Annotated in this window: 12 protein-coding genes; 5 read left to right on the forward strand and 7 right to left on the reverse strand. The window is 63.7% G+C overall.

Features of this window, described 5'->3' with window-relative positions:
* Positions 1 to 100: 100 nt before the first annotated feature.
* The 5 genes from ABZ281_RS11295 to ABZ281_RS11315 all read right to left on the reverse strand — a co-directional run bounded on the left by ABZ281_RS11295 (position 101) and on the right by ABZ281_RS11315 (position 6,754).
* A complete protein-coding gene (locus tag ABZ281_RS11295; RefSeq protein ID WP_356654351.1) occupies positions 101 to 2,578 on the reverse strand; it encodes a carbohydrate binding domain-containing protein in 2,478 nt (825 codons plus the stop codon).
* A 121-nt stretch (positions 2,579 to 2,699) separates the two neighbouring features.
* Positions 2,700 to 3,557 carry a glycoside hydrolase family 43 protein gene (locus ABZ281_RS11300; RefSeq protein WP_355921793.1) on the reverse strand — a complete coding sequence of 286 codons (858 nt, stop codon included), beginning with the start codon at positions 3,555 to 3,557 and terminating at the stop codon, positions 2,700 to 2,702.
* A 115-nt stretch (positions 3,558 to 3,672) separates the two neighbouring features.
* Positions 3,673 to 4,509 (reverse strand): carbohydrate ABC transporter permease, encoded by an 837-nt coding sequence (locus ABZ281_RS11305; protein ID WP_356654354.1) that lies wholly within the window; start codon positions 4,507 to 4,509, stop codon positions 3,673 to 3,675.
* Positions 4,510 to 4,521: 12 nt separating this feature from the next.
* Positions 4,522 to 5,394, reverse strand: coding sequence for a sugar ABC transporter permease (locus ABZ281_RS11310; RefSeq protein ID WP_355921787.1), 873 nt, complete (start codon positions 5,392 to 5,394; stop codon positions 4,522 to 4,524).
* Positions 5,395 to 5,485: 91 nt separating this feature from the next.
* Entirely contained in the window at positions 5,486 to 6,754 is a 1,269-nt protein-coding gene (locus tag ABZ281_RS11315; protein WP_356654356.1) for an extracellular solute-binding protein, read from the reverse strand.
* Between the two features lie 523 nt (positions 6,755 to 7,277).
* Here ABZ281_RS11315 and ABZ281_RS11320 point away from each other — a divergent pair.
* Entirely contained in the window at positions 7,278 to 8,273 is a 996-nt protein-coding gene (locus ABZ281_RS11320; RefSeq protein ID WP_355921779.1) for a LacI family DNA-binding transcriptional regulator, read from the forward strand.
* Positions 8,274 to 8,877: 604 nt separating this feature from the next.
* On the opposite strand, the gene ABZ281_RS11325 is transcribed toward ABZ281_RS11320, so the two are convergent.
* Positions 8,878 to 9,540: a hypothetical protein gene (locus ABZ281_RS11325; protein WP_356654359.1), complete on the reverse strand. Its 663-nt coding sequence runs from the start codon at positions 9,538 to 9,540 to the stop codon at positions 8,878 to 8,880.
* A gap of 206 nt (positions 9,541 to 9,746) precedes the next feature.
* Between ABZ281_RS11325 and ABZ281_RS11330 the strand changes: the two genes are divergently transcribed.
* The 3 genes from ABZ281_RS11330 (at position 9,747) to ABZ281_RS11340 (ending at position 13,456) form a co-directional block, all read left to right on the forward strand.
* Positions 9,747 to 10,061, forward strand: a complete 315-nt coding sequence (locus tag ABZ281_RS11330; RefSeq protein ID WP_356654361.1) for a hypothetical protein — start codon at positions 9,747 to 9,749, stop codon at positions 10,059 to 10,061.
* Between the two features lie 1,118 nt (positions 10,062 to 11,179).
* Positions 11,180 to 11,983, forward strand: coding sequence for a hypothetical protein (locus tag ABZ281_RS11335; RefSeq protein ID WP_356654363.1), 804 nt, complete (start codon positions 11,180 to 11,182; stop codon positions 11,981 to 11,983).
* A gap of 351 nt (positions 11,984 to 12,334) precedes the next feature.
* Positions 12,335 to 13,456, forward strand: a complete 1,122-nt coding sequence (locus tag ABZ281_RS11340) for a DUF5677 domain-containing protein (protein ID WP_356654365.1) — start codon at positions 12,335 to 12,337, stop codon at positions 13,454 to 13,456.
* A 265-nt stretch (positions 13,457 to 13,721) separates the two neighbouring features.
* Here ABZ281_RS11340 and ABZ281_RS11345 read toward each other — a convergent pair whose 3' ends face one another.
* On the reverse strand, positions 13,722 to 14,015 hold the full coding sequence (locus tag ABZ281_RS11345) for a hypothetical protein (protein WP_356654367.1): 294 nt from the start codon (positions 14,013 to 14,015) through the stop codon (positions 13,722 to 13,724).
* Between the two features lie 1,303 nt (positions 14,016 to 15,318).
* On the opposite strand from ABZ281_RS11345, the gene ABZ281_RS11350 reads away from it, so the two are divergent.
* Positions 15,319 to 16,350, forward strand: coding sequence for a hypothetical protein (locus ABZ281_RS11350; RefSeq protein WP_356654369.1), 1,032 nt, complete (start codon positions 15,319 to 15,321; stop codon positions 16,348 to 16,350).
* Positions 16,351 to 16,463: the final 113 nt, after the last annotated feature.

The raw sequence follows: 16,463 nt of genomic DNA on the forward strand, positions 1-16,463 counted from the left end.
CAGTGGGTGGGGGTGGGGGGGGGGGGGGGGGGGGGGGGGGGCGGGAACCCCCCGCCCCCCCCACTGTGGGGAAAGGATTCTCCTTGAGGGCCGTGTGCCGTCAGGAGAGCTTGATCAGGGTGTAGTCGTCGCAGTAGCCGGCCGAGGAGCCCGCGTCCTTGTAGCAGTAGACCGCGGCCGAGGTGTTGGTGCTGCCGGTGGTGAAGAAGATCGGCTGCTGGGAGTAGGCGGTGCTGGAGGTGCGCAGGTAGGTCTCGGTGCCGCCGAAGCTCTTCACACCGACGGCGACCTGCTCACTTCCGTTCGCGACCTTGGCCCAGCCGGCCAGCAGGTAGGTGCTGCCCGCGGTGAGGCCGGTGGCGGACTGCTCGACACCGCTGGTGGCGGCGCCGGTCTGCAGGGAGTAGGTGCCGGTGCGGGCGTTGGAGGCGACCACGTTGGACTGCGCGCCGCTGCCGCTGCGGGTCCAGGGGCTCAGGGAGCCGGTCTCGAAGCCCGCGTTGGTCAGCACGTTGGAGGGGGTGGAGATCCGTTCCACCGCGAGGTCGTCGCAGTTGCCGGTGCCGGTGCCGCCGGTGTTCTTCCAGCAGTAGACCAGGGCCGAGGTGTTGGAGCTGCCCGTGGTGAACAGCACCGCGGCCTGGGAGTACGACGTCGTGGCCACGTTGGTGAACGTCTCCGTGCCGCCGTAGTTCTTGACGCCGATGGCGAGGGTCTCCCCGGCGTTCGCCACCTTGGCCCAACCGGTCAGCAGGTAGGTGGTGTTCGGGCTGAGGCCGGTGATGCTCTGGTTGGCGCCGCTGCCGCTCGCCTGGGTGGTGAGGGCGAAGCCGCCGGTGCGGGCGCCTGAGGAAGTGACGGAGGGGGCGGCGCCGCTGTTGGTCCAGGGGCTCATCGCGCCCGTCTCGAAGCCGGCGTTGGAGACGAGGTTGCCGCCGGTGCCGTTGTCGGCGCCGATGTTGGGTGCCTCCGTGGCGGAGACCGTGTTGCCGAAGGCGTCCTTGCCGCCGTTGTTGCTGATGACCATGCCGGCCCGGATCACCGGGGAGGAGGGGTGGACCTGGTAGGCGTCGGTGCCGGTGTACGAGGAGGAGGTATTCGCGTTGCCGGGGTTGCGGAACTCGGGGTCGGTCACGACCTTCGCCGCGTCGGCCGGTTCGGAGGACGGGTGGTTGCCGTAGAAGAGGTTGTTGTTGTAGGTGGAGTTGACGCTGGAGAAGTAGCCGCCGGTGCCGTAGTTGAACACCGCGTTGTTGCGGAAGGACAGGTTGCCGGTGATGCTGGTGCCCTTGCGCGAGTACAGGATCGGGGTGTTCAGGCCGCTCTTGTTGATGTAGATGCTGTTGTTGTAGAACCGCGGGACGGCGACCGGACTTCCGCTCCGGTTGGGGACGTTGCCGACGAAGTGGAAGACGCCGGAGCCGTGGGACGCAGTGCCGGAGGCGGGGCAGCCGGCGTTGGAGCCGTCGTTCTCGCTGATGTTGTAGCGGACGACCGTGCCGTCACTGGCGATGGTCGACGTCGGCTCGTTGGCGATGGAGAAGGGCGGCATGACCAGCATGAAGCCGCCGAGGTTCTGGTGGCTGTAGTTGTACTGGAACGTGGTGTTGTGGTTGCCCCAGTCGACGTCGAAGCCGGTGCCGTCGGCGCCGTTGACGTGGCAGTACACCTCGTTGTTCTGGACGACGGTGTCGTTGCTGCCGGACATCCAGATGCCGGCCGAGGCGCCGTTGCAGTACTGACCGGAGGGCGGGCAGGTGGCCTTCGCGCCGCCGTAGCCGGCCTTGTTGCCCTCGATGAGGGCACCGTCGTTCTTGACGACGAGGACATCGTCGGCGCCGTCGTAGGTCATGGTGTTGTTGCGGATGACCGTGCCCGTGGTCTGGCCGGTGCCCTGGCCGTCCCCGTCCGGGGTGACGGCGACGGCGATGCGGTCCACGTGGTCGAAGGTGTTGTTCTCGATCACCACGTCGTCCCAGGTGGAGACGGTTGCGGTGTGGTCGGTCTGGACGCCGACGCCCGCGTTGGTGGAGTACCAGCCGCCCGGCCAGCCGCTGATGTGGTGGATGTTCATGTCGTGCACCCGGATGTGGTGCAGGACGCCGCCCGAGCTGTTCTCGGCGAGGACGCCGGAGCGGTAGGCGGGGGAGGAGGCCGCGTTGGTGAGCTCCAGGCCGCCGATCTCCCAGTACTGCTGGTTGAGCAGGTGGATGACGGGGCCGGTGGCGCCGCCCGCGTTGATGACCGGCTTGGCGCCGGTGCCGTAGGAGCCCATGGTGACGGGGCTGCCGGAGGCGCCCGATCCTTGCGGGGTGAGCTGGCCGGTGCAGGTGGTTCCGGCGGCGAAGAGGATGCTGTCTCCCGCGCCGAAGGTGGTGTTGTTGACGCTGGTGACGGTGTTCCAGGGGCTGGACTGGGTGCCGTTGCCGTTGGTCGCGGCCGAGCAGTCGACGTAGTGGGCGCTGCCCGCCGCCATGGCGGCGGGGGCCGGGAGGAGCAGAGCGCCCGCCAGCGTGGCGAGCAGGGTGAGGACGCGGGAGGCTCTGAAGCCCGGACGGTCCGATCTGCGACGCTTCATTGCGACGCTCCTTGCTGGGTGAATGTGTTCTCCGCGCCGCGGGATGCGACGTGGGGCTTCCTGCACCGGGCGGGTCGGCCGAAGCGGGCACGTCCGGAATCTGTGGCTGGGGCGGGGGACCTCAGCACGGCGGGATCGAGGGCGGGAGCGGCGTTTCGAGGACGGAGGCGTGGCGCATGCCCGGCGGCAGCGCCAGGGAGACGGGCTCCCAGTCCACGCCGTCCTTGCTGCGAGCCGCCCCGTACCGCCCTTCGAGGTAGTGGTCGAAGATGATGACCAGCTCGCCTCCGCGCCGGAAGATCGACGGCCCCTCCACCACCGAGGGGGTGACCGGTCCGGTGCCGGCGGTGTACGGACCGCCGGGTGTTTCGAAGGCGGTCAGGTGGATGTCCTTGTGCGCGGTGGCGAGGTCGTTGGTGCCTCGCTCGTCCTTGAAGGCCATGAGGAACCTGCCGTCGTCCAGCTGCCGCACGGTGGCGTCGATGACCGAGTGACCGGGGTCGAAGAAGACGTCGGGGGCCGAGAACGTGCTGAAGTCCTCGGTGGTGCAGTGCCAGATGCGGTGGTCCTGGCCGATATGTTCGTAGTCGCGGCCCTCGGGCGTGCTCCCGGACTCGACGACCGACGACCAGATGAGGTGGTACAGCCCGGTCCCGCGGTCCAGGAAGAACTCCGGGGCCCAGGCGTTGTGAGCTCCGTCCACCTCGGTCATGACCGGGAGGAGTTCCTGGTCCGACCAGGTGAGCAGGTCGGCCGAGGTGGCGTGGACGATACAGGGGCTCGTCCAGCCGTCGGTGGCCAGCAGATGGAACAGGCCGTCGGGGCCCACCCCGATGAACGGATCCCGCAGTCTGCCGGTGCCGACCGTGCCCCGTAGGACGGGCCGGCCGCCGTTCACCACCGAGAATTCCTCACCGTCGTGGCTGTAGGCGAGGTGGAGCGCCTCGTCGGTGTCGGTGAAGTATGAGACCACGTACATCGGTGGATGGTCCTTCCGGGATGTTCGGGACGGCGGGGATGCCGGGTGTCGGGGCATGGGGGTGCCCTGGACGGTGACGGTGTTCGTGTTCAGGCCTCGGCGGCCGGGCCGGGCTCTACGACTTGACGGCGCCGGCCGACATCCCGGCGACCACGTGCCGCTGCAGGAATACGAAGATCAGCAACAGCGGGAGCACGCCGAGCAGGGCGGCCGGGAACAGGGTCGTCGGCTGCACGGTGTGCGGGTCGATGAAGGAGTAGGCGTTCACCATGACGGTGCGTTTGTCGGGGTCCTGCAGGAAGACCAGCGGAACCAGCAGGTCGTTCCAGACCTGGAGGGCGACGAAGGTCAGCAGCGTGCTGGTGATCGGGCGCAGCAGCGGCAGGATGATGGTGAAGAAGGTGCGGAACGCTCCGCAGCCGTCCAGGGCGGCGGCCTCCTCCAGGTCCACGGGGATCGAGCGGACGAAGCTGGTGTAGAAGAACACGGCGACCGGGAGGTTGATGGCCGTGTAGATAATGACCACGCCCGCGTAGCTGTCGAGCAGGTTCAGGTCCCGCATCAGCAGGTACAGAGGCGCCGCCACCACGAAGATCGGTACCGAGGTGCCCAGGATGAACAGCCGGTACACCCAGGTCGACCAGTTCTGGGTGATGCGGGCCAGCGGGTAGCTGGCCAGGGAGCCGATGACGGTGATGCTGAGACACGACAGACCCGTGATGAGCAGTGTGTTCAGCGCGCTGCGCCCGTAGTGGATCTGCCCGAAGGCCTCGGTGAAGTTGTGCAGGGTCAGGGAGTGCGGGAAGCCCAGGGGGGACCTCGCCACATCAGCCGCGGTGCGCAGCGAGGTGACCACGGTGAAGAGGAACGGCAGGACGAACGTCAGCGTGCCGAGACACAGCAGCACGGTGCCGAGGCTGCCGGAGGTCCGGCGCCAGAGGGTGGAGATCATGGTTGCCGTCCGTCAGATTCGTCGCTCGCGAAGCCGGAGCAGGGAGGAGGTGGCGCTGGACAGGACGACCACGGTCACCAGGAGCAGGACCGAGACCGCGATGCCGAAGGCGAACTTCCCGCCGCCGAAGACGTTCCGGTAGACGAGCATGGTCAGGGTGTCCGTGGCACCGGCCGGGCCGCCGTTGGTGAGGACGAGGGGGAACTCGAAGACCTTGAGCGAGCCGATGAGACTGAGCGTGACGTTCACGGTCAGCGCGGGAGCCAACATCGGCCACTCCACGCTGCGGAATCGCCGCCAGCCGCTCGCGCCGTCCACCGCGGCCGCGTCGAGCAGTTCGGTGGGCACACTCATGTAGCCGGCGAGGAAGATGGCGCAGGAGTAGCCCGCGAACATCCAGACGTTGACGGCGGCGACCGCGTACAGGGCGGTGGAGGTGTCCCCGAGCCAGACGTGCTGCAGCGAGTCGAGTCCGAACACGCCGAGCAGCGCGTTGATGCCACCCTCCGGGGCGAACAGGTACGACCAGATGAAGGCCGCCATCACCGGGGAGACGAGCGTGGGGGTCAGCAGCACCACGCTGAGCGTCTTGCGCACCTTGGGCCGGCGGAAGAGCAGGCTCGCGAAGAGCAGACCGAGGGCGTTCTGTGCGACCACGACGACCGCCGCGTACAGCACGGTGTGCCACAGGGCCGAGGTGACCTTCGGGTCGTCGGCCATGGCACGGTACTGCTCCGTGCCGACGAAGTTGGCGATCGGTCCGCCGAGGCTGTCGGTCATGCTCAGATAGACGCCGCGGGCCAGCGGATACAGCATGAACACGCCGTATATGACGATCGCCGGTAGCAGGAAGGCGGCCATGGTGGCACGCCGTCGGTGGAACACGGGAGTCCTCCTCTTGCCCGGACGGGCCGTGGTGGGGGGCGGTCGGGAGCCGCCGATCGCGCTCCCCCCACGGCTGACCAGGGTTGGCCGGTTACTTGGCGGACGCCGCGGTCTGGATCTCCTTGAGGGTCTGCGCGGTGGACGCCTTGCCCAGCAGGTAGGCCTGGATCCTGGAGCCGATCTCGGTCTCGTTGGCCGCGGCGTACCAGGAGTTGGACGGGAGGATCCGGTAACGGCCGTCCTTGAAGGCTGTGGTGAAGGCCGTGGTCTCGGTGGCTTCCGGCGTGGTGCCGTCCGTGAACGGAGACTCCGCGTTCTCGGCCTCCAGGTACTTGGCGAGGTTCTCGTTCTGCGACCAGAACTTGACGTACTCGCGTGCCGCGTCACCCTGCTGAGACTGGGAGTTGACGCCCCACATCGTGCCGGCGAACAGCATGCTGTTGGGCTTGGTGCCCTCGGCGCCGCCCGGCCAGGGAGCGAAGGAGACCGGGAAGCCGGCCTTCTTGATGTTGGAGACCTGCCATGCGCCCTGGTACCAGAAGGCGCTCTTGCCGGCGCTGAAGTCCTGCGGGCCCTGTGCCCACTCGTCGATGCCGAGTTGGTTCTTCCAGTTGACATACCCCTTGTCCTCCAGGGTCTTCAACTGCTCCAGCGACGCCTTCCAGTCGGGGTTGAACGACGCCTTGCCGTCGAGGAAGTCGGTGTCCCACTGCTTGTTCTTCTGGTAGACGGTGGTCGAACCGCTCGCCTGGAAGACGGAGCTGCCGGTCCACCCGCTTTTGTCGGGCAGCGCGATGGGGTCGATGCCGGCCTTCTTGACCTTGGCGAGGTCGGCGAGGAACGTCGGCCAGTCGGCGGGGACTTCGGTGATGCCCGCCTTCTTCAGCAGGTCCATGTTGGCGTACAGGCCGATGCCTATCAGCTCCATCGGCATCGCGAGGGTCTTGCCGTCGGCCTGCGCGAAGGGCTTGGCGTCCGGGGCTATTCTGCTCGCCCACGACTCCCCGGACAGGTCGGCGAGGTAGCCGGAGGCGCCCCACTTCTTCATCTTGTCCGTGTCGACCATGATCACGTCGCCGGCCTTGCCACCGAGCAGCTCGGGCTGGAGCTTCTGGACGTAGGTGTCGTTCGCGGTGATGTACTCGAAGTCGACCTTGATCTTCGGGTGGGCCTTCTCGAACGCCTTGTTGATCTCCGCGACGTTCGCCGGCTCCGCGCCGCCTCCCTTCCACGCCTGCACGTGGATGGTCACCGTGCCGTCGCTGGAGGCGCCGGACGACCCGCCTCCGCACGCGGCCAGCGACATCGCCATGGCGGCGACCGTGGTGGCGACCGCGAGACGTCTCCCAGAGCGCTTCATTGCACACCTCACCCATCGTCGGTACGGACCGACTTGTCATCTCTGAAGGGGTTTGAACGGGCTGGTCGGTTTCCGTGCCGGGGAAGTGCTGACACATACGGAAAGGGACCGGTCGACCCGATTTTGCGGCGATCGTTCATGCCGATTGCGGGGACTGTAACGCAAAACTTAGCTGACATCTATACGTAACTTTCTGTGGTCGATTGGCTTGGTTGGCGTGGCCGTGATCCCGGGAGTGGCAGGCTAAATGTCCCGTTATTGCCATTAACGTTGGGCTTGAACCATGCGACAGTCGACGGTCTCGTTGACGCACCTGCTGCCTTATCGTTACAGTTTCCCGCGTGTGTTCATGAGGGAGGGGAGCGGGTGCGCGCCCTTCTGGCTCCACATAGCGGGCTTCGCGCCGAGGGGGCGCGGCACCGCAGGGGTGGCGTCCGCCGGGGGATCCGACGAGCGGACACCGTTCGACCGAAGTCGGCAGACAGAAGGAGTTCGGGTGGCAGGGCGGGCGACAATCGCGCAGGTGGCCGAGGAGGCCGGCGTCTCCGCGATGACCGTGTCCAACGTCATCAATGGCAAGCCGGGGGCCTCAGAGGAGACCCGACGCCGTGTCCTGGAGGTGGCCGGGCGACTCGGCTACCGGCCGAACGTCTCGGCCCGCAACCTCAAGGCCGGCCGTAGTGGGCTCATCGGCCTCATAGCGCTGGACCTGACCAGTCAGTACGGACTGGAGATCCTGCGCGGCGTAGCCGACGAACTCGCCAGTGCCGAGCAGGAACTGCTCGTCAACGCCACCTACCACGACGCGGTGCGGGAAAAGGACCGGATCGAGTTCCTGGCGCGTGGCCTCGTCGACGGCGTGCTCATGATCGCCCCGGTCCTGGAGGACGAGACGGTCGAACTGCTGCGCCGGCAGAAACTGCCCTGCGTCATCATCGACCCTCGGCACCTGGATGTACCGCTGCCCCGGCTGAGCGTCGACAACTACCACGGCATGCGTCAGGGCACGCAGCACCTCATCGACCTGGGCCACACCCGCATCGCCTACCTCCGCGGTGAGGAGGATCTGGAAAGCACGTCCATCCGCTTCCAGGGCTTCGAGGACGCGATGCGGCTCGCCGGACTGGAGGTCGACGAGCGGCTGGTCGCCTCGTGCGACTTCTCCTATGCCTGCGGCTTCCGCACCACGGCTCGTCTGATCGACGATCACAGTCCGACGGCGGTCGTCGCCGGTGCCGACCTGATGGCGCTCGGCGCCATCGACGCTGCCCGGGCGCGCGGCCTCAACGTGCCCACCGACTTCTCCGTCGTCGGCTTCGACGACCTCCCGCAGGCGGCGCAGAGTTTTCCCGGCCTGACCACTGTGCGCCAGCCGCTGCACGACATGGGCCAGAAGGCGGCCCGCGCGCTGCTGTCCGTCCTCGAGGGGCAGCGGCTGCTCATGGAGCACATGGAGGTGGGTACGGAGCTCGTCGTACGGAACTCGACCGCCCCGCTGCCCCGCGACGGCGCGGCGTGATGCCGCGCCGGCTCTTTCGGCGCGCCACGGGACGCAGGACCCGTGCGGCGGGCCGAGCCGGATGCGATGGCAGACTCAGGAGCAGCACGCACTGACTCCGGGCACGCCGACGGCGACCGACAACGGGGAGTCGCCGCCGGTTCGACGTGGACGTACGCGAAGGCAGCCGGAAGTGGCGGCCGTGCCGGATGAAGGCACCGGTGACCCCGACGATCACCGTTCTGACATGAATCTGGCACGCGGCTAGTGATCACAGCGGACAGCAAAAGGCCCAGGTCTCTGACCTGGGCCTTCTTCGTGGAGCGGGTGACGAGAATCGAACTCGCGCTCTCAGCTTGGGAAGCTGCGGCGCTCTGCGCTCCGTTGGACGCTGACCTCCGCCTACAGCTGGCGCGCCCTTCGTCGGGCTCGATCGTTCTCACCGCCACTCCCCGCTGTTCCCCGCTCGATCTGGTGCGCTTGTGGTGCGGTGCTCAGACGAATGAGTGCGCAGGAGTCCACCTAATCGACGCGTACTCCACGCTCGCCTCGCTTGTACTGGCAGGACTGAGAGCACGACAGGCCCCGACTCCTGGTTGAGGGGTGGAGGCCCGATGGTGGCTGGTCAGGTCAGGTTGACGAGGGTGGGTGTCACTTCATCCTCAAGGTCGTACTCGAAGAACTCCCATGTTGTGACCACCGCGTCCTTTGGAACGCGATAGACGAACTTCATTTCGTCGTCGAAGCCGGGTTGCAACTGCGCGTTGCATTCTGGGTTGCCGGCGACGTCGTAAAGATCTTCGATCGTGTCGAAGCGTCGGCCCTGGTCGTCGATGAGCGCATTGACGATGGGCAGCGAGCACGTCAGGTCCATGCTGGCCTTTCCCTCGTTGCTGACGACGGTCTGGAGGACGACGTACTTGGCGTCGGGGCCTGCGGATTTGCGGGCTCCGGCGAGCGCGATGGTGTCGGCCTCCGCCACCTTGGTGACCTTGACGACGGCTCCGCCGTTCCGGGCTTTCTCGCCGACCTTGGCGTCTGCGTTCTGGTCGGTTACTGCTGCGGTGTCCTCTTCGACTGTGGCCTCGGGCTCGACGGTTTCCGTCACGGTGACGGTGGGCTGTGGCTTTGCCGTGTCGTCGCTGCGGCCAGAGACGGCGATCCCTGTGGCGACGACGACGGCAGCAATGATGGCCGCGCCGCCGATGATGTAGGCGTTGGTGTGGCTCTTCTTGCCGGGCTGCGGCGGCTGAGCCGGCATCGGCGGTGGCGTGATGTTGGTACTCATGATCCCCCCTGGGATGGTGCTGTTGTGAGACGCATCATCCTCTGTGAACGGCTGCGCTGACAGCAGTTGAGGCCACAGGGGCGGCAAGCTGATGGCGGCTACGGCGGGATGCAGCCGGTTTGGTGCTGTTGTAGTCGCGCGGTTGGTGCGGGGCGTGGAACTGCAGAACGGAGCACCCCGCGCTCGCTCGCTGGCACGATGGTCGCGTGGTTGACCTGGAGCGCATCAGAGCAGAGACCGTGGCGTACTTCCGAGCACTCGATGAGAACGCCACCCTGCGGCACCACTTCCGTCACGCCGACGAGGAGAGCGGTCTGTGGTACGTCGAGGCCATACCCGACCGCGGTGAGTTGATCGTCGTCAAGCAAGCCGAGCTGACCTCGGCCGGCCAGCTTCACCGGTACAGCTGGGAGCACCTGGAGGACGAGTACGGCGGCCTGACAGACCAAGCGATCGACCCTGAAGAGGATCTGCTGGAGGCCATCCCGGCCGAGGAGTTTCAGCGGGTGTGGACGCGGTGATCGCGCTGGACAACCACTTTAGGAGAGAGGCTGGATGATCTGACAGCTGAGCTGCGGCTTCACCGACCGCGGAAGGAAGCGGGTACTCGGCTGTGGGACACCGGTGTTGACCGTGGCTGACCCCTGCATCTGGCACGGTTGTGGCACGGCGACCTTTTCGTTCCGAAGCAAACTGGTTGGGCGTTCGGCCTTGGGCCGCTGCCCCTCCCAACTTGCTCCGATGGTCCCATGCGTCCGTGCTTGTCCGTGCCGCTGTCCGTCGGCGTTGTTACGCAGTCAGACACTCACCGAAGACCGAGAGGGCTGGCTGCGGGTTGCTCCACCTCAGCATCCCTGGGGTGGTGCGCCGACTCGCTCACGACAGTGCAGCGGCCGCTGTGCTGCCCCTTACCTCGTGCGGCCGTGTACACAGTGACAAAGCCTCCGAGCACTGCCGCCGCAGTGCTAAGCGGTGCTGCCAGGTCAGGCACTGCCCAGACAGTGAGCACAACGCTGAGCACCAGGAGCCCAGCGAGGGCGGTCCAGGGTGGGCGACCAGGAGCCTGGGAAGCTCTCCCCCCGAGGCGTACATTCATGGAGACACCTTCTTCGTGTGATGCATTGACGAACTTGGGTGCGAGAGAGCGGCTCCCCGTTGCCCCGGGGGGCCGCTCGTCGTTTGGTGCTGCCACTTTCCTGCATCTAGCGGCCATTTTTTGGTACCGCCTTCAAACCCTTTGGCCCGTATGTAGTGTGTAGCGCGTACGCGGAACACTGCAGGTGAGCGGCGTGTTGCCTCACGGGCCAAAGGGTCAGACGGCACCGCTTTCATGATCAAAACCCTTTGGCCCGTATGTAGTGTGTAGCGCGTACGCGGAACACTGCAGGTGAGCGGCATGATGCCTCACGGGCCAAAGGGTCAGAGAGGGTGTGACGTGCCACGAAATGCTGAGCGCCGCATGCGCCGAGTGCGAGCTCTAGACGCGGTATCTGATCGGATCGACCAAGCGGCGTCGGCGGTGCGGCAGCTGCACGGACGCGGGGGTAGGTGGCCGGCGCAGGTTGGAATCCGAGCCCCCTTTTTCATAGGCGGCCCACATAACCCGTCACCTATAGCCCGTATTTCAGCGCCACGAGGCGTGAATCTCCAGGTTTACTTGCTGGCTTTGTTCGAGGCCCAAACAAGGAAGCGTTACGGTATCCCTGGCATTTGTCCGATACCTGTCTCGGGGGGTGAATTATCGTGGGTTGATTTGATTGTTTCGGAAGCGAAGCAGAATATGCAAGCTAAGGTTCCGGTCACGGCAACCCAAAATCGAGTCAGGCAGATAAAGTCATCTTTCAAGCGACTCGCGGATGAAAATCTTGTACAGAGGAACGTCGGGGAACCGGGCAATCGGTTTCCTCTGATGCTGCTGCATGAGTCTGGCGTGGCGCATACGGAGAGGCGAGATTACCTAATCCCTGAGCATTACGATGGGGCGCGGGCGGTGATTACCCTGCCGGTGCAGTTCTTCACGAACGGATGGGTCTATGCACTTACGGACTCGGAGATCCGTATGTATCTAATCCTGAAGCACTTGGCGGCCCGCTTTCGCGAAGATCACCTCTCACAGGGGGTCTACATCGCTGAAAGGGACAGGGAGTGGCTTTACGGCCTATCACGGGACGTATATGAGGCACACTTGACGCTTGCGAGATTCGGGCTTATTGAGCTGACTTCTAATCCGCTCCGTCACCGGGACGGTAAAGTTGTGCATTTCGAAGCCTTCCTGAAGAGGGGCGGGATCATCCCGCCGCACCGGTTTAAGGTTGTAGGCGACTCGCCATTCTTTGAGTCGCCTGTCGGAAAGGTTCGCAGAGCGTTGCTCAACTACCCTCCGAGTTGGGATCAAATGACGCGAGGGGCGCGTCAGGCGAATCAGGGTGCGAGTGACGTTTGAACTGGCCGTCGGCTCGATCTGTTTAGTTCTCCTGTGATGCTCTGCGCCAGGAGACGTGGCGCTTACGGCCCTTCAGGGGGAGGGCAGAAACTGGTGTCCCGGCAGGACTCGGACCTGCGGCCAAGCGCTTCGAAGATGCGGGCAAGTCCTGATGAGCCGGTCCGATCGCCCCATGCCGGTACCGCGAACGGCCGCCGTCACTGCCGCCTGCGGTACTGACGTTGTATGGAGCGGACGGCTGCCCTCGGTAGGTGCACGCTGCTCCCACGGCATCGTGGCGAAGGTTAACCCCTTGCCTTCCGGAGTAGGCCGCGATTCAATGGCAGGTTTCCCACCGAGAGGCGAAGGCACATGAAACCGGAAGACTCGGCACTCCTGCGGTACGCAGTAAACAAGATCAACGAGGATATCAGGGAAGGTTCCCTAAGCAGTCAAGACGAAGGCGCGACCGGAAACGCCTTGCTGGTAGCCATGGACGAGGCTATTGGGTTGTCCGACGAACTGGCGCCAGACGATTACAATTGGTTCCTGAGTGAGATGGGCAGCAGGCGTCGAGTCCGCAAGAAGATAATGGCGAAGGTCAGGCGCACTCATTTGCGCAGATGGGGGCGAGGCCTCCTCCTTTTCGATGACGCATTAACCACTGCAGAGGTGCTAAATGGGGCGGTTCAGGATGCCATTGGAAAATGGGTCCTGGATGATGAGCCAGCGATCAAAAGGGATAGCCTCCTGGGCGTGCAGGGAATCCTGGGAGGAAAGGCACTTAAGTGCCTTTTGTTGTTGTCGCTCCACTCGCGAGCATGTTCAATCTCCAACGAGATTCGACTTCTAGCCGAGCATGGCTTCCCCGAAGCGGTAAGGGCCAGGACGAGGAGCTTGCACGAGCTCGGGGTCATCACGCTCGCGCTGTCTGTCCTCGGACAGTTAGACACTAGCGTTTCTGATCGTTATGGGGCGTGGACACTCGCCGAGGCCCGCAAGGAGGCACGGGCTATCGCAGCACAAGGGGGGACGCCTGATCCACTCGACGAGCAGGAAGCAGAATTGGAGCGTCGGGCAGCCGCAGCATGGGGAAGCGACTTTTTCCGACAGAATGGATGGGCGGCACCACTTTTCCCAGGACGCAGGCCCCCGATCCCCTTCAGTGACATCGAACAGCTCGTGAATATGGAGCACATGCGCGGCTTTTACATGGCCGGAAATGACGCAATTCATGCAGGTCCCAGCGCACTCATGAACCGCCTGCGGCTCCGCAATGGGTCAGCATTTCCGACTGTGAGCGAGGTCCAGCATCAAACCGTTAGGCATTTTCTGGCCGTCGCTCTTATTGTACTTTCCGATCTTGGCGCAACAGTTTGTAGAGTAGCGGCTTCGATTACGGGAGATTTCGATCTTCTTACCGGAATAAAGCTGGTACGTGACGCTGAGGACTGTGCAGTCTCGGAGTTCAAGAATGATGGAATGAGGGCCTAGCAATTAGGTGGGTGGAGCGGCTTTGGGCTGGAGTTTCAATGGGCGAGTCAAGCGCCGCGGTGTGCGACCAGTAGCCGAAGAAGTGGTGGGCCCGGTCCTGGCGGCCATACAATCGATCAACGCTGCGACCTGTGACTAGCTGTCGATGGTTGTCAGCGTTGGTTGTCGTTGAGCCCCTCCGACGGCCCCGAGACGGCCCGGAGGGTGCTCATTGCATAGACGGTTCTGGCCACGCGAGTGGCACGACCTGAGGGGGACCCGCGTCTCAATCCGATGGCTGCTGCACTGGGACTGAGCGGGCGCCAGCGAGTTCCTTCAACTGGGCTCCCGCCCACTCCAGTGCGGCTGCGAGCGTTGAGATCTCAGAGTCGCCACTGACCTTGATGAGGATCTCCTGTGTGTTGCCTCCATCCGGCATCTCGAAACTGTCGCCGGTGAGGAAGCGGACCTCGACCTCGGCCCACCCTCCGTGACCGGCATCTCCGCCTTGGAGGCCGTTGGTGTCGACGCTCACTCGAAGTGCAGATGCGTCCCAGAACTCACCCACTGCTGAAGCCATACCGCCACCATAGGGCTGTGTGGTACCGGTAGCCGGCAACTTGCGGCACCTGCTAACGCGGTCGGCGGAGTCTCAATACGTGAGTCAAGACCTGTCTTCTTGCCCTGGGTCTTGCCGGGATCTTGGAGAGCTGGGCTTTCCCTGGTCAGAAGCGGTGGGCTCGTGCGTCGGATAGCCGTTGTTGGTCGTCATTGGCCACTGTCGAGTGGCCTCGGACGGCCCAGGGACGGCCCAGCCATGGCGCGCTCGGCTGATGGCCAGCACCTTTAGTTGCGACCCGTTTGAGCCTCAGCCGACGACAGTCAGCCACGACGGCGGGGACGCCGATCGAGCACGCGCGCGTATGTCTCGCCGCGCCCCCGCTGGCCTCGGCCACGCAGTGGATTCCGTTGACGAGAGCAAGCCACGACGGCCGACCCCCGATGACGAATCCGGAGCACTATCCGGCACCACTTACGATCGTGCGATATTCAAGCAATTGGGATGTTTGTAAGACGTCTTCCGCTCAAGTCGCGGAACTACGTAACGTATGCCAGCCTAGAGGTATACGTCTCGTGATGAGCCCAGCGATTGACCCTGTTCGCTTGTGCATGGCACACAGGCTTTGTAGGGCTGAGCTGAGCAATTTGTGACCCAGCCCTGGAGGGTGCCATATGGCTAGGTCTCTCTCAGATGTTGAAGCATACGCATTGGCTCAGCTAGCGGTTAGCGGTGGGCTCGGAAATGGTAATGACCTAGCCCAGTATCTTAGGTCGAGCTTGCCAGCCAATGCACCAGGAAGTGCTGCGGCCGAAACTGCTGCCGCCCTAAAAGAGGCACAGGCTGACCCTCAGGACCCGCACAAGGTCCAAACACTAGCATGGCATTTGGGCGGGATTAAACAAAGCAAGAATTTGCGTCGCGCTGTCAAATCGATAGTGGGAGGTAGGAAGGAAGTAACAACTCTCGGTCTAGCCTTGAGAATGGCACGAATACTCGCCGACCAAGACAGTAGTGATGAACTCGAAAAAACAGTTCTCCGTCGAGTGGGTAGTAGGCCAGAACTCAACAGTTCAATCAAAGCTCTCAGGTCAGGGTCCAAAGACCCATCTGCGCTAATTCCGCTTACAAAGGAGCTTCGTAAAGACGTTCAGGATCCCCGTTTCCGGGCTGCCGTACGTCGTAATTGGGAGTATTCGCCTGGATGGAGTGAGGCGCGCGGAGTAAGGCCTCCCGGCCCCATCATTCGGCCCCCTCGCCCTCCCAAGCGCAAAAGTAACCTCTGGCAGAAGTTGACCGAGAGCAACACGCAAGGCGATGAGTGATGATCGACATCGCTAAGGGCGTCATCGCTGGCGGATGGGCTCTCCTGGTGGGATGGCTGCTCCCTACGGCCATAAATGTCACGATCTTCTGCGTTTTTGTTCTGCCTAGTCTGCAGAATAAGCAGTTCAACAGCAAAAGCATCAAGGGGGCGGTACCGGATACGTGGATACTGATCGGAGTGACGATCCTTGCGGGATTGATCCTCAATGCAATCCAACGCCAACTGTATGGGATCCTAGAGGGCTACACCCTCTGGCCTCAGTGGGCATCGAAATGGGGGCATGACAAACAAGAGGGAAGGAGGAGGAAACTTCAAACCCGCCTCGAAAAGATACAAGATAAGCTGGCAAAAGAAAAGATAGCATGGAGGAAGGTCAATACTACACTAGATCGGATGTCAGCATATCCGGACGACCCGAAGCAGATAGCTCCCACTCGGCTTGGAAATGCCATCCGGCAATTTGAGGGCTACGCATACGATAGATTCCAGCTAGACTCTCAGACGCTGTGGTACGAACTGTCAGCTACAGCACCAGCTGAGGTCACTCGCCAAGCAGATGTAGCTCGCGGACCAGTTGACTTGTTTGTGTGTCTCATTTATGGACACATCATGGTGGCGCTGGCTGCAATTGGGGCGATTTTCGCTGGGTGCCCAGAAGGGTGGATTCTGGGCATCGTTTCCGCCGCTTTGGTCGTACTGTCTCGATTTTGGTATGTCATCGCCTACACGGCGGCTGGGGAATGGGCCGCAACTCAGCAAGCTCTGGCCAATCTCGGACGTAAGCCTCTTGCTGATGCGCTCGGACTAAAGCTGCCCGACAATCTTGATGATGAGCGAACCATGTGGCGCCGGGTTACATACTTCGTTCAAAATCCGTATGAGCAAGACGTGGAGTATTTTGATGCTTTCCGACCCGCTGGGGATGATAACCCAGAAGAAGGAAGCGTCATTGAATCAGCAGGTAAGATATCGAAGCGGCGGCTGCGTCAATGGCTTGCAATGAGATTGGGCGGCGAAGCCGATAAATGAAAGTTGTGGAGGTCGGCAGTCGGAGCCAAGATGTCCCCGTTCCGGCTGAGTGCTGAGAGTGCGGCACGGGCGCCGGCCGGGCTGGAGCGGGGCGGAGACAAGAGCGCAGGCCC

This window comes from Streptomyces sp. NPDC006265, from assembly GCF_040613555.1.
GTDB lineage: Bacteria > Actinomycetota > Actinomycetes > Streptomycetales > Streptomycetaceae > Streptomyces.

Excerpts from the sequence above, each read along its gene's own strand:
- ABZ281_RS11305 (WP_356654354.1), bottom strand. The coding sequence starts at position 4,509 with ATGATCTCCACCCTCTGGCGCCGGACCTCCGGCAGCCTCGGCACCGTG.
- ABZ281_RS11350 (WP_356654369.1), top strand. The coding sequence starts at position 15,319 with ATGATCGACATCGCTAAGGGCGTCATCGCTGGCGGATGGGCTCTCCTG.
- ABZ281_RS11315 (WP_356654356.1), bottom strand. The coding sequence starts at position 6,754 with ATGAAGCGCTCTGGGAGACGTCTCGCGGTCGCCACCACGGTCGCCGCC.
- ABZ281_RS11345 (WP_356654367.1), bottom strand. The coding sequence starts at position 14,015 with ATGGCTTCAGCAGTGGGTGAGTTCTGGGACGCATCTGCACTTCGAGTG.
- ABZ281_RS11295 (WP_356654351.1), bottom strand. The coding sequence starts at position 2,578 with ATGAAGCGTCGCAGATCGGACCGTCCGGGCTTCAGAGCCTCCCGCGTC.
- ABZ281_RS11325 (WP_356654359.1), bottom strand. The coding sequence starts at position 9,540 with ATGAGTACCAACATCACGCCACCGCCGATGCCGGCTCAGCCGCCGCAG.
- ABZ281_RS11300 (WP_355921793.1), bottom strand. The coding sequence starts at position 3,557 with ATGTACGTGGTCTCATACTTCACCGACACCGACGAGGCGCTCCACCTC.
- ABZ281_RS11340 (WP_356654365.1), top strand. The coding sequence starts at position 12,335 with ATGAAACCGGAAGACTCGGCACTCCTGCGGTACGCAGTAAACAAGATC.